12 protein-coding genes are annotated in these 15,105 nt (G+C 60.8%); 7 read left to right on the top strand and 5 right to left on the bottom strand.

What is annotated here, in order from left to right:
- The first annotated feature begins 48 nt into the window (after positions 1 to 48).
- Together pta and LJX92_RS03760 are read left to right on the top strand one after the other, a co-directional pair.
- The gene (pta, locus tag LJX92_RS03765; RefSeq protein ID WP_032877983.1) at positions 49 to 2,148 is read left to right on the top strand and encodes a phosphate acetyltransferase; all 2,100 of its coding nucleotides are present in this window, start codon (positions 49 to 51) and stop codon (positions 2,146 to 2,148) included.
- A complete protein-coding gene (locus tag LJX92_RS03760; RefSeq protein ID WP_228309330.1) occupies positions 2,149 to 3,048 on the top strand; it encodes an acyltransferase in 900 nt (299 codons plus the stop codon). It abuts the gene before it with no gap.
- Between the two features lie 193 nt (positions 3,049 to 3,241).
- Here LJX92_RS03760 and cysN read toward each other — a convergent pair whose 3' ends face one another.
- The 3 genes from cysN to LJX92_RS03745 form a co-directional block, all read right to left on the bottom strand.
- Positions 3,242 to 5,140 (bottom strand): sulfate adenylyltransferase subunit CysN, encoded by a 1,899-nt coding sequence (gene cysN, locus LJX92_RS03755; protein WP_005784642.1) that lies wholly within the window; start codon positions 5,138 to 5,140, stop codon positions 3,242 to 3,244.
- A gap of 9 nt (positions 5,141 to 5,149) precedes the next feature.
- Positions 5,150 to 6,067 (bottom strand): sulfate adenylyltransferase subunit CysD, encoded by a 918-nt coding sequence (cysD, locus tag LJX92_RS03750; protein WP_005784641.1) that lies wholly within the window; start codon positions 6,065 to 6,067, stop codon positions 5,150 to 5,152.
- A gap of 259 nt (positions 6,068 to 6,326) precedes the next feature.
- Positions 6,327 to 7,085: a Nif3-like dinuclear metal center hexameric protein gene (locus tag LJX92_RS03745; RefSeq protein ID WP_078820249.1), complete on the bottom strand. Its 759-nt coding sequence runs from the start codon at positions 7,083 to 7,085 to the stop codon at positions 6,327 to 6,329.
- Between the two features lie 101 nt (positions 7,086 to 7,186).
- On the opposite strand from LJX92_RS03745, the gene algW reads away from it, so the two are divergent.
- The gene (gene algW / locus LJX92_RS03740) at positions 7,187 to 8,347 is read left to right on the top strand and encodes a Do family serine endopeptidase AlgW (RefSeq protein WP_005784639.1); all 1,161 of its coding nucleotides are present in this window, start codon (positions 7,187 to 7,189) and stop codon (positions 8,345 to 8,347) included.
- A 112-nt stretch (positions 8,348 to 8,459) separates the two neighbouring features.
- Positions 8,460 to 10,553: a TonB-dependent siderophore receptor gene (locus LJX92_RS03735; protein WP_228309329.1), complete on the top strand. Its 2,094-nt coding sequence runs from the start codon at positions 8,460 to 8,462 to the stop codon at positions 10,551 to 10,553.
- A gap of 127 nt (positions 10,554 to 10,680) precedes the next feature.
- Here LJX92_RS03735 and hemH read toward each other — a convergent pair whose 3' ends face one another.
- Together hemH and LJX92_RS03725 are read right to left on the bottom strand one after the other, a co-directional pair.
- Positions 10,681 to 11,706: a ferrochelatase gene (gene hemH / locus LJX92_RS03730; protein WP_005784637.1), complete on the bottom strand. Its 1,026-nt coding sequence runs from the start codon at positions 11,704 to 11,706 to the stop codon at positions 10,681 to 10,683.
- A gap of 14 nt (positions 11,707 to 11,720) precedes the next feature.
- Complete coding sequence (locus LJX92_RS03725) at positions 11,721 to 12,620, bottom strand: TIGR01777 family oxidoreductase (RefSeq protein WP_032877988.1); 900 nt, start codon at positions 12,618 to 12,620, stop codon at positions 11,721 to 11,723.
- Positions 12,621 to 12,832: 212 nt separating this feature from the next.
- On the opposite strand from LJX92_RS03725, the gene LJX92_RS03720 reads away from it, so the two are divergent.
- The 3 genes from LJX92_RS03720 to LJX92_RS03710 all read left to right on the top strand — a co-directional run bounded on the left by LJX92_RS03720 (position 12,833) and on the right by LJX92_RS03710 (position 15,102).
- Positions 12,833 to 13,819: an NAD(P)/FAD-dependent oxidoreductase gene (locus LJX92_RS03720; RefSeq protein WP_032877989.1), complete on the top strand. Its 987-nt coding sequence runs from the start codon at positions 12,833 to 12,835 to the stop codon at positions 13,817 to 13,819.
- Entirely contained in the window at positions 13,816 to 14,031 is a 216-nt protein-coding gene (locus tag LJX92_RS03715; RefSeq protein ID WP_005784634.1) for a TIGR02450 family Trp-rich protein, read from the top strand. The genes LJX92_RS03720 and LJX92_RS03715 overlap by 4 nt, the downstream gene beginning before the upstream one ends.
- 111 nt (positions 14,032 to 14,142) lie before the next feature.
- The gene (locus tag LJX92_RS03710) at positions 14,143 to 15,102 is read left to right on the top strand and encodes a YbgA family protein (protein WP_228309328.1); all 960 of its coding nucleotides are present in this window, start codon (positions 14,143 to 14,145) and stop codon (positions 15,100 to 15,102) included.
- Positions 15,103 to 15,105: the final 3 nt, after the last annotated feature.

Raw genomic sequence — 15,105 nt, 5'->3', positions numbered from 1 at the left:
GCCCATGCATAGGGCGCCACCCAAGCCATGCACCTCCAGAGAATTCGCATGCAGACTTTTTTTATCGCGCCCACCGATTTTGGTGTGGGTCTGACCTCCATCAGCCTTGGGCTGGTGCGCACCCTGGAACGGGCCGGCCTTAAAGTCGGCTTCTTCAAACCGATTGCCCAGCCACACCCGGGCGATACCGGTCCGGAGCGCTCCACTGAGCTGGTGGCACGTACCCACGGCCTGAAGCCACCACAACCCCTGGGCCTGGCCCATGTGGAGCGAATGCTCGGCGACGGCCAACTCGATGAGCTGCTTGAAGAAATCATCACCCTGTATCAGCAGGCCGCCGTAGGCAAAGACGTGCTGATCGTCGAAGGCATGGTGCCGACCCGCAGCGCCAGCTACGCCGCGCGGGTCAACCTGCACCTGGCCAAGAGCCTGGATGCGGAAGTGATCCTGGTCTCGGCGCCGGAGAACGAAGTGCTCACCGAGCTTTCTGGCCGGGTGGAATTGCAGGCCCAACTGTTCGGCGGCCCCAAAGACCCGAAAGTATTGGGCGTGATCCTCAACAAAGTGCGCACCGACGAAAGCATGGAGGCATTCTCGGCGCGCCTTAAAGAGCACTCGCCGTTGTTGCGCAGCGGCGATTTCCGCCTGCTTGGCTGCATCCCCTACCAGCCCGAACTCAATGCCCCGCGCACCCGCGATGTGGCCGACCTGATGGGTGCGCAGGTCCTCAACGCCGGTGACTATGAAACCCGGCGCATGACCAAGATCATCATTTGCGCCCGTACCATGCGCAACACCGTAGAGCTGCTCAAGCCCGGCGTCCTGGTGGTTACCCCCGGCGATCGCGACGACATCATCCTCGCCGTCAGCCTGGCCGCGATCAACGGCGTGCCGCTGGCCGGCCTGCTGCTGACCAGCGACACCCTGCCCGACCCGCGCATCATGGATCTGTGCCGCGGCGCCTTCCAGGCCGGGCTGCCAGTGCTGTCGGTGAGCACCGGCTCCTACGACACCGCCAACCAGCTCAATAGCCTCAACAAGGAAATCCCCATCGATGACCGTGAGCGCGCGGAGATCATCACCGACTTCGTCGCCAGCCACCTCGATGCACGCTGGCTGCATCAACGGTGTGGCACGCCCAGGGAGATGCGCCTGTCGCCGGCGGTGTTCCGCTACCAGTTGATCCAACGGGCCCAGGCCGCCAACAAGCGCATCGTGTTGCCCGAGGGCAGCGAGCCGCTGACGGTGCAGGCCGCCGCCATCTGCCAGGCCCGAGGCATTGCCCGCTGCGTGCTGTTGGCCAAACCGGCGGATGTCGAAGCGGTCGCCCGTGCCCAGGGTATCGAGCTACCCGAGGGCCTGGAGATTCTTGACCCGGACCTGATTCGCCAGCGCTATGTCGAGCCGATGGTTGCCTTGCGCAAGACCAAGAGCCTCAACGCCCCCATGGCCGAGCAACAGCTGGAAGACACAGTGGTGATCGCCACCATGATGCTCGCCCTGGACGAAGTGGACGGCCTGGTCTCCGGGGTTGTTCACTCCACCGCCAATACCATTCGCCCTGCCCTGCAACTGATCAAGACCGCGCCCGGATGCACCCTGGTATCGTCGGTGTTCTTCATGCTGTTCCCCGAGCAGGTGCTGGTGTACGGCGACTGCGTGATGAACCCACACCCAAGCGCCGCGGAACTGGCGGAAATCGCCTTGCAAAGCGCCGATTCCGCCGCCGCGTTCGGCATCACGCCACGCGTGGCGATGATCAGCTACTCCAGCGGTGATTCGGCCAGCGGCGAAGAAGTGGAAAAAGTCCGCGAAGCCACCCTGCTCGCCCACGAACAGCAAGGCTCGCTGCTGATCGACGGACCGCTGCAATACGACGCCGCCGCCAATGAAAGCGTGGCCCGGCAATTGGCGCCCAACAGCCAGGTGGCGGGCAAGGCCACGGTGTTCGTGTTCCCCGACCTGAACACCGGCAACACCACTTACAAAGCCGTGCAACGCAGCGCCGATTGCGTGAGCCTGGGGCCGATGCTCCAGGGCCTGCGCAAACCGGTCAACGACCTGCCGCGCGGCGCCCAGGTAGACGACATCGTGTACACCATCGCGCTGACTGCGATCCAAGCCGCCAACCGACCTATGGATATCTAAATGCTGGATTTTCTACCTGCCGCCGTACGCGGGGTGATCGCTTCGCTGTTGCTGGCGCTGAACACGATCCTGCTGTGCTCGTTCCTGTTTATTGTCGCACTGTTCAAGGCACTGCCCTTCGCCAAGCGCTTCAGCGAATGGCTGATGAACCACACCCACGAAGCCTGGGTGACCAACAACAAAGGCTGGATGAACCTGGTGCGCCGCACACGCTGGCACCTGAGCGGCCTTGAAGGCCTGGACTATCAGCATTCGTATCTGGTGACCAGCAACCACCAGAGCTGGGTCGATATCATGGTGCTGCAATACGTGCTCAATCGGCGCATTCGCCCGCTGAAGTTTTTCCTCAAGCAAGAGCTGATCTGGGTGCCGGTGATTGGTCTGGCGTGGTGGGCACTGGGCTTTCCGTTCATGAAGCGCTACAGCAAGGCTTATCTTGAGAAGCACCCGGAAAAGAAAGGCAAGGACCTGGAAACCACCCGCAAGACCTGTGCGAAGTTTCGCGACAATCCGGTGGGCATTTTCAACTTTGCCGAGGGCACACGGTTTACGCCGGGCAAACATGCGCAGCAAAACTCCCCATTTCGCTATTTGCTCAAGCCCAAGGCCGGCGGAATTGCGTTTGTGCTGGATGCCATGGGGGAGCAGCTCAAATCACTGGTGAATGTAACCATTCACTACCCTGCCGGGCGCCCTGGCTATTGGGATTTGCTGTGCGGGAATGTGAAGGAGGTGGTGGTGCAGTTTGAAGAGGTGCAGATCCCGGCTGAATTCATTGGCAAGAATTATGAGCAGGATGGGGAGTACCGGTTAGCGTTCCAGGGCTGGATCAACCGGTTGTGGGAAGACAAGGATGCGTTGCTGGAGCAGTTGCACAAAGACTTTCCAGCCAGCCGCTGATCAACATGTGGATGCAATTCAATGTGGGAGCTGGCTTGCCTGCGATAGCGGTGGATCAGCTAAGGATAAATAAACTGACAGTCCGCCATCGCAGGCAAGCCAGCTCCCACATTGACCGAGTCCACATTTGAGAATGTGTAAAAAGCCCGCCACCGATCACTCGGTGGCGGGCTTTTTTGTGCGGCAATAAAGCCTAGATCGCGCCGCGCTGACGCAACAACTCCAGCACTTGCTTGACGCTGTCTTCCAGCGACAAGGCCTGGGTATCGATCACCAGGTCGGCATTCAACGGCACGTCGTACGGGAAGGACTCGCCAGGGATATTATCCCCACCGGCCGCGTACAAACCTTGCGGATCACGCTCGGCACATACCAGCGGCGACGCCTGCACATAGACGGTCAACAGGCGATCACTGCCAATCAGCGCCTTGGCCTGTTCACGGCCTTCGGCATCCGGCGCGACAAAAGCCGCAAGGGTCAGCAAACCGGCTTCGTTGAACTGACGCGCCACGTGAGCCGCACGGCGCCAGTTCTCGGTACGCCCGGCACGGTCCTGAGGCAAGCCTTTGTTCAGGTCATGCCGCAGGTTCTGGCCGTCCAGCACGAACACCGCACGCCCCATGTCGAACAGCTTGCGCTCAACCGCATAGGCCAACGTGCTCTTGCCGGCACCCGACAAGCCGCTGAACAACACGGTGGCCGGTTGCTGGCCGAAACGCAGGGCACGCTCTTCAGTGGCCACGTGTGCCAATTTGTCGTGCTGCGCTGCACCGCCCTGGCTGGCCGGTGGCGCGATGATCATGCCCGCGGCCACGGTGCCATTGGTCAGGCGGTCGATGACGATAAAGGCACCGGTGGTGCGATTGCTGTCATAGCCATCCAACGCAATGGCGGCATCAAGGCTGACCTTGACCCGGCCAATTTCGTTGAGCTGCAGCGAACTCGCCGGACCTTCGGCCAGGGTGTTCACGTCCACGCGATGCACGATGCTGGTGATAGAGCCCGGCACGTAGCTGGTAGCGCGCTTGATGTCGTATTTCTTGCCCGGCAGCATCGGCTCTTCAGCCATCCACACGAGCATGGCGTCGAACGCATCGGTCACTTGCGGCACATTGTCGGCATGCACCAACAGGTCGCCACGGGAGATATCGATCTCGTCTTCCATGGTCAGGGTCACGGCCTGGCCTGGGCCGGCGTGCTCCAGCTCACCTTCGAAGGTGACGATGGATTTGACCCGGCTGCGTTTGCGTGACGGCAGCACCACGACTTCGTCGCCTTTGTGCACGATGCCGCTGGCAAGAGTGCCGGCAAAACCACGGAAGTTCAGGTTCGGGCGGTTGACGTACTGCACCGGGAAACGCAGGTCGGTGTAGTTGCGGTCGTTGGCGATCTCGACGGTCTCGAGGATCTCCATCAGCGACTGGCCGGTGTACCAGGGCGAACGCTCGCTCTTGTTCACCACGTTGTCGCCCTTGAGCGCCGACATCGGCACGAAGGCCAGGGTACTTGGCTTGAACGCGATGCCTTCGGCGAACTTCAGGTAATCGGCCTTGATCGACTCGAATACGCTTTGGTCAAAGCCGTTGATGTCCATCTTGTTGACGGCCACCACGATGTGCTTGATGCCCAGCAACGAGGCGATAAAGCTGTGGCGACGGGTCTGGGTCTGCACGCCATAGCGGGCGTCGATCAGGATAATCGCCAGGTCACAGGTGGACGCACCGGTGGCCATGTTGCGGGTGTACTGCTCATGGCCGGGGGTGTCGGCGATGATGAACTTGCGCTTGGCGGTGGAGAAGTAGCGGTAGGCAACATCGATGGTGATGCCCTGCTCACGCTCGGCCTGCAGGCCGTCGACCAGCAAGGCCAGGTCGATGTCATCGCCGGTGGTGCCGGACTTCTTCGAATCGCGGGTGATGGCTTCCAGGTGATCTTCGTAGATCATCTTGGAGTCGTGCAGCAGGCGCCCGATCAGGGTGCTCTTGCCGTCGTCGACGTTGCCGCAGGTCAGGAAGCGCAACATCTCTTTGCGCTCGTGCTGGCCCAGGTAGGCGAGGATGTCCTCGCTGATCAAATCAGATTGATGCGACATGACAGCCCCTTAGAAATAGCCTTGACGTTTTTTATCTTCCATGGAGCCTGCGCCATCGTGGTCGATGACCCGGCCCTGGCGCTCGGAAGTTCGCGTCAGGAGCATTTCCTGAATGATGTCCGTCAGCGTCTCGGCTTCGGACTCCACCGCGCCCGTCAACGGGTAGCAGCCAAGGGTACGGAAACGGACTTTCTTTTTGACGATGCGGGCTTTGTCTTCGTCGGACAGGTGTTCGAGGATGCGGTCGTCGTCGATCATGATCAACGTGCCGTTCTTCTCGATCACTTCGCGCTCGGCGGCGAAGTACAACGGCACGATCGGGATGCCTTCCAGGTAGATGTACTGCCAGATATCCAACTCGGTCCAGTTGGACAACGGGAACACGCGAATCGACTCGCCCTTGTTGACGTTGCCGTTGTAAACGTTCCACAGCTCCGGACGTTGGTTCTTCGGGTCCCAGCGGTGCTTGCTGTCGCGGAACGAGTACACGCGCTCTTTGGCACGGGACTTCTCTTCATCGCGACGGGCGCCGCCGAACGCTGCATCGAAACCATGCTTGTCCAGGGCTTGCTTGAGGCCCTCGGTCTTCATGATATCGGTGTGCTTGGCGCTGCCGTGGGTGAAGGGGTTGATACCCTGCGCCACGCCATCCGGGTTGACGTGAGTGATCAGGTCCAGGCCAAGCTCTTCGACCATTTTGTCGCGGAACTTGTACATTTCCTGGAATTTCCAGCGCGTGTCGACGTGCATCACTGGGAACGGCAGCTTGCCCGGGAAGAAAGCCTTGCGTGCCAGGTGCAACATCACGGCGGAGTCTTTACCGATCGAGTAGAGCATCACCGGGTTGTCGAACTCGGCGGCGACCTCGCGGATGATGTGGATGCTTTCCGCCTCCAGCTGTTTCAGATGCGTCAGTTTGTCGACCATGGTTACTCACGGAAAAACGATCTTATGGACGGCCAGGCGGGCCGTGTTCGAGCGGGGCATGCTAGCACAGCACCTTCTTCTATTCAGGGCGCCATCTAGATCGAAACGGTATATGAATATACCGGCCAGTTTGGCCGCAAATAGACTCAAGTGTGGGAGGGGGCTTGCTCCCGATAGCAGTGTGTCAGTTAGTACATATTTCAATGATCCATCGCCATCGGGAGCAAGCCCCCTCCCACATTCAGTCGCGCTCTAAGGCTCAGATCGGGTTCGGGCAGTCGATAAATAGATGCTCGAGGGCAAAGCGTCGCGCCAGGTAATCGCCCAACGCCTGCACCCCATAGCGCTCGGTGGCGTGATGACCGGCAGCAATGAAGCTGACGTCGTTTTCACGGGCGCTGTGGAAGGTCTGCTCGGATGCCTCGCCGCTCAGGTACAGGTCGACTCCGGCGGCAATCGCCTGGTCGATATAGCCCTGGCCACCTCCGGTGCACCAGCCGACGCGGCGGATCATCTGGCTGCCTTCGACCAACAGCGGTTCGCGCCCCATTGCATCCTGCACACGGCGGGCGAAATCACGCGGTGACAAAGGTTCGGCCAGCGACCCCACCAAGCCGACCACCTTGGGGTTGCTCGGGTCCAACGGGCCTTCAACCGTGATGTCCAGTTGTTTGGCCAACTGCGCGTTATTGCCCACCTCAGGGTGCAGGTCCAATGGCAGGTGATAGGCCAACAGGCTGATGTCGTGCTTGAGCAGCGTTTTCAGGCGGCGCTGCTTCATGCCGGTGATACATGGGCTCTCGCCCTTCCAGAAATAACCATGATGCACCAGCACCAGGTCGGCCCCGGCTTCGACGGCGGCGTCCAGCAGCGCCTGGCTTGCGGTCACACCGCTGACGATGCGCATCACCTGCGGGCGGCCCTCGACCTGCAAGCCATTGGGGCAATAATCGGCAATTTTGGCACTGCCAAGGTAGCGGTCGGCTTCCTCAACGAGGGTGGTAAGAGGGACGGCCATAAAAGACTCCTAAATATCCGGTTCGCAGGCATCGCAGCCTCGTATAATGCGCGACATTATGGGCGCTCGCCCGCCCCCTGCAACCTGTCAGGACTTACTTGATGCTCAAGGCACTGCGTTTTTTTGGATGGCCATTGTTGGCTGGCGTGCTGATCGCGATGCTGATTATTCAGCGTTATCCCCAATGGGTGGGCCTGCCTACCCTGGATGTGAACCTGCAACAAGCACCGCAAACCAACACGGTGGTGCAGGGCCCGGTCACCTATGCCGACGCGGTCACCATTGCGGCCCCTGCGGTGGTCAACCTGTACACCACCAAGGTCATCAACAAACCGGCGCACCCGCTGTTCGAGGACCCGCAGTTTCGCCGCTATTTCGGTGACAACGGCCCCAAGCAGCGCCGCATGGAGTCGAGCCTGGGTTCCGGGGTAATCATGAGCCCCGAAGGCTACATCCTCACCAATAATCACGTGACTACCGGCGCCGACCAGATCGTGGTCGCCCTGCGTGATGGCCGCGAAACCCTGGCCCGTGTGGTGGGCAGCGACCCGGAAACCGACCTCGCAGTACTGAAAATCGATTTGAAGAACCTGCCATCGATCACCCTCGGTCGCTCCGACGGGTTGCGCGTGGGTGACGTAGCACTGGCGATCGGCAACCCGTTCGGCGTGGGCCAGACGGTCACCATGGGCATCATCAGCGCCACCGGGCGCAACCAGTTGGGCCTTAATAGCTACGAAGATTTCATCCAGACCGACGCAGCCATCAACCCGGGCAATTCCGGCGGTGCGCTGGTGGATGCCAATGGCAACCTGACCGGCATCAACACAGCGATTTTCTCCAAGTCCGGCGGCTCCCAAGGCATCGGTTTTGCGATCCCGGTGAAGCTGGCGATGGAAGTGATGAAGTCGATCATCGAACACGGCCAGGTCATTCGCGGCTGGCTGGGCATCGAAGTGCAACCCTTGACCAAGGAACTGGCCGAGTCGTTTGGCCTGACCGGACGCCCAGGCATCGTGGTCGCCGGGATCTTCCGCGATGGCCCGGCACAGAAAGCCGGCCTGGAGTTGGGCGATGTAATCCTCAGCATCGACGGTGCACCGGCCGGTGATGGCCGCAAGTCGATGAACCAGGTAGCGCGAATCAAACCGACCGACAAGGTGGCGATCCTGGTCATGCGTAACGGCAAGGAGATCAAGCTCTCGGCGGAAATCGGCCTGCGTCCGCCACCGGCGACCGCACCGATAAAAGAAGAGCAATAACCGTCGCGACCCTAGCGCCCGTTCGCGGGCGCTTGTAGGGCGACATTTCTTAGCGATTCATTCTCATTAGGCATGTTATATTGTTTCAATATCGCTATTGGAACGCTCTATCATGCCGTCTCGAAAGTTTGTGCCCTTGGCCGGCCTGGCCTTGGGTTTGCTGCTCGACCCTGCCTACGCCGAAGAAAACACCCTGGAACTGGACACCATCAGCGTAACCTCCGAGGCGTATGAGTCCGCCACAGGCCCGGTCCAAGGCTATCGCGCCACCCGCTCTGCCAGTGCCACCAAAACGGATACCGCCCTTGGCGACATACCGCAATCGATCAGCGTGATCCCCGCCACGGTGCTCAAGGACCTGGGCAGTACCAGCGTGGAGCGCGCCCTGGAATTTGCCGGCGGCGTATCCAAGCAAAACAACTTCGGTGGCCTGACCCTCTACGAATACAGCGTGCGCGGCTTCACCACGTCTGAGTTCTACCAGGACGGTTTCAGCGCCAACCGCGGTTACCCCAGTACGCCGGACGCGGCAAATATCGAACGCATTGAAGTTCTCAAAGGCCCCGCCGCCAGCTTGTATGGGCGTGGCGATCCTGGCGGCACGGTGAACATCGTCACCAAGAAACCCCAGCCCGAAGCGTTCACCACCTTGCAAACCAGTGCTGGTAGTTGGGACCGCTACCGCACTGCGCTGGATGTGAATACGCCGCTGGACAGCGAGGGGCGCGTCTTGTCACGGGTGAATCTGGCGGTTGAAGACAAGCACAGTTTCCGCGATCACGTGGACGCTAAACGAGTGTTCGTCGCGCCGTCGTTCAGTTGGCAGTTGACCCCGGACACTCAGTTGCTGGTCGAAAGCGAATTCGTGCGCCACAGCTCCACCTTCGACCGGGGCATCGTCGCCGATACTGGCATGTCCCATTCCACCTTTCTGGGCGAGCCCAACGACGGCAATATTCGCAACCACAACAACCGCATCCAGGCCGCGTTGGAACACCACCTCAACGACGCCTGGAAGCTGCGCCTGGCCAGCCACTACAAGCAGGGCAGCCTGTGGGGCGATGCGTCGGAAAGCCGTGCGCTGAATGGGGATGGTCACACCGTCAACCGTCGCTACCGTGAACGCTCGACCGGTTGGCATGACAGCATCACCCAGCTGGAACTGCGCGGGCTGTTCGATATCGGCAGCTGGCAGCATGAACTGCTGATCGGCACCGAATACGAGGACTACCGCAAAAAGGAGCGTGTGACGGCGATTGGCGGTGACTACCCTATCGACATCTATAAACCGGTCTATGGCCAGGCCAAACCCAATGGCGCACGCTCCGGCACCGACTTCTTCGAACAGACCAAAAGCCACGCCCTGAACCTGCAAGACCAGATCATCTTCACCGACCGCCTGCGAGGCATGATCGGTGCGCGCTTCGAGCACTTTGAACAGAGCACCGAGAACTTCGCCCGCAACCACGCCAAAAGCCGCCAGACCCACGACGCCCTGACCCAACGCGCCGGCCTGCTCTATCAGCTGACACCGCAAGTCGGGGTATTTGCCAACGCATCCACCTCGTTCAAGCCGAACAGCGGCCTGGATGCCGGCGGCAAATCCTTCAAGCCAGAAGAAGGCGTGGGCTATGAGGTGGGTATCAAGAGCGAGATGTTTGACGAGCGCCTCAGCGCGACGCTCGCGGCCTTCCATATCGAAAAGGAAAACGTCCTCACCCTGGACCCGGCGACCAACACCGACCGCGCCATTGGCAAGGCGCGCAGCCAGGGGTTTGACCTGCAGGTGACCGGGCAAGTGACCGACGCCATACGCGTGATTGGCGCCCTGGCCTACATCGACGCCGAAGTGACCAAGGGCGACAAAGCCATCCCCACGGGCAGTCGCATTCTCGGGGTCGCCAAGCGCAGCGGCAGTCTGTTGGGCGTTTATGAATTCCAGGATGGGGCGTTGCGCGGTTCAGACCTGGGGGCGGCGTTTACTTATGTGGGTGACCGTTCCGGCGAGGCGGGCACAGGCTTCGAACTGCCGGCCTACCACACCGTGGATTTACTGGCCCACTACAAGGCCACGAAGAATGTCACCGTGGGGCTGAACCTGAATAACCTGTTCGATGAGAAGTACTACGAGCGCTCCTACAGCCGCTATTGGACCAACCCCGGTGAACCGCGCAACCTCACCGTCAGCCTGACCCTCAATCTCTGACGAGCATGGAACTGAATGTGGGAGGGGGCTTGCTCCCGATAGCAGAGTATCAGGCAGTATATCTGTCACTGATCCACCGCCATCGGGAGCAAGCCCCCTCCCACATTTGAGTCACCGCAAGGCTTGACTACAAGGCAACGGGCGCTCGTTCGCACAGGGTATTGAGCGCCGCCGCCCATTGCGGGTCATCATTCAAGCACGGCACCAACACCAACTCCTCGCCCCCCGCCTCGCGGAACTGCTCCCGCCCGCGATCACCAATTTCTTCCAGGGTCTCGATGCAGTCGGCGACAAACGCCGGGCACATCACGAGCAGCTTCTTCACGCCCTGCTGGGCCAGCGCCTCCAGGCGGGCCTCGGTGTAGGGCTCGATCCACTTGGCCCGGCCAAGGCGCGATTGAAACGCCACCGACCACTTGCCATCGGGCAAACCGGCACGCGCGGCAAAATCCCGGGCGACGCTGAAGCATTGGGCGCGATAGCAGGTGGCGAGCACCTCTGGCGATGCGTTCTTGCAGCAGTCGGCATCCTTGAAGCAATGCCCGCCGGTAGGGTCGAGCTTTTTCAGATGGCGCTCGGGCAGACCATGGAAACTGAGCAGCAAGTGATCGAAATCCTGCTCCAAGTAAGTGCGTGCGCTGGTTACCAGAGCATCGAGGTACTCGGGCTGGTCGTAAAAAGGCTGCAGAATCGAAAACTGGATAGCGAGTTTCTTGTCGCGCACCACGCGCCTGGCTTCTTCTATCACCGTGGTCACGGTGCTGTCGGCAAATTGCGGATACAGCGGCGCCAGTGTCACCTTGCCGATACCCTGGGCGGCCAGCCGTGTCAGGGCGGTTTCCAGCGACGGCTCGCCATAACGCATTGCCAGTTCCACAGGGCCCTGGGTCCACTGCGCGGTCATCTGCTGTTGCAGACGACGGCTCAAGACCACCAACGGCGAGCCCTCATCCCACCAGATCGACGCATAAGCATGGGCAGACTGCTCAGGGCGCTTGATCAGGATCAGCGACACCAGCAAACGCCGCACCGGCCATGGCAGGTCGATCACATAAGGGTCCATCAGGAACTGATTGAGGTAGCTGCGCACATCAGCCACCGAAGTGGACTTTGGCGAACCCAGGTTGACCAGTAACAACGCGTGATCGGTCATGCAACATCCTATCTTTAGAGGCGGCTGGACAGGTCGTCCAGAGCCGCACGCAACTCAGTGAACTGGAAAGTGAAACCCGCCGCCAGCAGCCGTTCAGGCAAGGCCTTCTGCCCGCCCAGCAACAAACCAGACAATTCGCCCAGGCCAACCTTCAGTGCAAACGCCGGCATCGGCATGAACGCCGGGCGGTGCAACACCTGGCCGAGGGTCTTGGCAAACTCGCGATTACGCACCGGGTGTGGCGCGCAGGCATTATAAGGACCGCTGGCGTCAGTCTTGTGCAGAAGAAAATCAATCAGGGCGATTTGATCCTTGATATGCACCCATGGCATCCACTGCCGACCGTTACCGATCGGCCCGCCCAGCGCCAGTTTGAAGGGCAGCAACAGGCGCGACAAAAAGCCGCCCTGCGCCGACAGCACCAGGCCGGTGCGCACCAGCACCACGCGAACGCCCAGGGCTTCGGCACGTTGGGCGGTTTCTTCCCAGGCAATACACAACTGGCTGGGGAAATCGTCCAGCACCGGCCCGCTGGCTTCGGTCAATTCGCGCTCGCCGCCGTCGCCATACCAGCCCACTGCGGAGCCGGAGATCAGTACCGCCGGTTTCTGCTCCAGGCTGTCGATCCAGGCCAGCAGGGTTTCGGTGAGGTTGATGCGGCTGCTCCACAGCAATGCCTTGCGCTTGTGGGTCCAGGGCCGGTCAGCGATGGGTGCACCCGCAAGGTTGACCACCGCGTCCACCGCGCCAATCACCTCTTGCAGGCGAGCCACCCCAAGCACCTGTGCGCCGCAGACCCTGGCGACCGTTTCCGGTTGCCGGCTCCACACCGTCAGGCGATGACCCTGGGCGAGCCAGTGTTGGCAAAGTTGACGGCCAATCAGGCCGGTACCGCCGGTCAGCAAAATATGCATGGGACTCTCCTCATGTAACGTTCGCCGCCGCTCACTGGTCTATTTTATAAGCAGGGATCAATTTGATAATCGAGCGTGACGCGCGTTCAAGCCTGAGCTTAACCATAGGTCACGCCACACAATCAGGCACGCCAAAACTTATACCAAAAAACAATATTGTACAGCTATTGGTGTCGGCGTAGTCTGTACCCAACGGTAAAACGAGGCCTCCCATGACTGTCCCCATCGCGATCATCGGCACCGGCATAGCCGGTCTCTCCGCCGCCCGAGCGTTAAAAGACGCGGGCCACACCGTACAACTCTTCGATAAAAGCCGCGGCAGCGGTGGCCGCATGTCCAGCAAGCGCAGCGATGCCGGCGCGCTGGACATGGGCGCGCAATACTTCACCGCCCGCGACCGGCGCTTCGTCAACGAAGTGCAGCGCTGGCAAAGCAATGGCTGGGCCGAACAGTGGAAGCCCCAGCTGTACAACTTCAAGTCCGGCCAACTGACGCCTTCCCCCGATGAACAGATCCGCTGGGTCGGTACACCGCGCATGAGCGCGATCACCCGCGCACTGCTCGATGACCTGCCGGTGGAGTTCGGTTGCCGCATCACCGAGGTGTTCCAGGGCACACAGCACTGGAACCTGCTCGACGCCGACGGTGAGAGTCACGGCCCCTTCAGCCATGTGATCATCGCCACACCGGCCCCTCAGGCCACTGCCCTGCTGGCCGCTGCCCCCAAGCTGGCAAGTGCCGCCGCCGGGGTGAAAATGGACCCGACCTGGGCCATTGCGCTGGCCTTCGACAAGCCCCTGGATACACCGATGGAGGGCTGCTTCGTGCAAGACAGCCCCCTTGACTGGCTGGCGCGCAACCGCAGCAAACCCGGGCGCGACACCACCCTCGACACCTGGGTGCTGCACGCCACCAGCGCCTGGAGCAAGGCGCACCTGGACCTGCCCAAGGAAGCGGTAATCGAGCACTTGCACGGCGCCTTCGCCGAACTGCTGCACAGCGCCATGCCCGCGCCGTCATTCAGCCTGGCACACCGCTGGCTCTACGCTCGCCCGTCGGGCAGCCATGAGTTCGGCGTACTGGCCGATGCCGACCTGGGCCTGTTCGTCTGCGGCGACTGGTGCCTTTCGGGCCGGGTGGAAGGCGCCTGGCTCAGTGGCCAGGAAGCGGCACGACGCTTGATCGCACACCTGCAATGAACCGCCTCAACCCCAGCAAGCTGCTGCTGTCGAAATGGACGGCAGCACAGCCACGCAACAAGGAAAAACACTTTTTGGTCACCGAGTTGTTTCGTGATGACGAAGGCACGGTGCTGGAAATCGAGCTGCAAGCGGTGCTGACCCACCGTGCCGAACGCCTGCCATGGCAGACCCTGCAAAACGCCGAGTGCTGGAAAATCGGCTGGAAGTAACGCTGCAAAAAACCTATACAAACCATTTGACTTGTACAACATCGAATCTATGATGAGACGTAGTTGTACAAACTTTATAGGTTGTACAGGATTATTGCAGAGGTTTTGGGTATGTCGAGTAGTACAAAACCGAAGATCGCCATCAGCGCCTGCCTCCTTGGCGAGAACGTGCGCTTTAACGGTGGGCATAAACAGTCGCTGCTGTGCACCCAGACACTCAGCGACTACTTCGACTTCGTGCCGTTGTGCCCGGAAGTTGCCATCGGCATGGGCATCCCCCGCGAGCCAATCCGGCTGGTAGGCGACCCTGCGCAGCCGCAAGCCGTTGGCACGGTAAACCGTGAACTCAACGTCACGCAGCCACTGCACGACTACGGCCAGCAAATGGCCCAGGCACACACAGACCTGTGCGGTTATATCTTCATGCAGAAGTCGCCATCGTGCGGCCTGGAGCGGGTCAAGGTGTACCGCGCCAACGGCACGCCCGTTGACGGTGGCGGCCGCGGCATTTACGCCCAGGCGTTTTGTGCGCGCCACCCTAACCTGCCGGTAGAAGAAGACGGCCGGCTGAACGACCCTGTGTTGCGGGAAAACTTCCTGACCCGCGTATTCGTGTATGCCAGCTGGCAACAACTGCTGGCCGAGGGGCTCACCCGCCACGGCTTGCTGACGTTTCACTCGCGCTACAAGTACCTGCTGATGGCCCACAGCCCGGCGCATTACAAAAGCCTGGGCCATTTGCTCGGCAGCATGGGCAAGGACGTCGATCTCCAGGCTCTGGCCCACGGCTACTTCAGCGAGCTGATGACGGGCCTGAAGAAGTGCGCCACCCGCGGCACACACAGCAATGTGCTGCAACACATCAGCGGCTACCTCAAGCAGGTCATCAGCGCCGATGACAAACAGGAAATGCAAACCGTGATCGGCCAGTACCGTCAAGGCATCGTGCCGCTGGTAGTGCCACTCACCCTGCTCAAGCATCACTTTCGCCAACATCCGGACCGTTACATCGCGCAGCAGGCCTACCTGCAACCGCACCCGGAAAACCTCAGCCTGCGTAATGCGATATAACCC

Source organism: Pseudomonas sp. HN8-3, assembly GCF_020790195.1.
GTDB lineage: Bacteria > Pseudomonadota > Gammaproteobacteria > Pseudomonadales > Pseudomonadaceae > Aquipseudomonas > Aquipseudomonas synxantha_A.
This window is presented reverse-complemented; position numbering and strand designations above follow the sequence as displayed.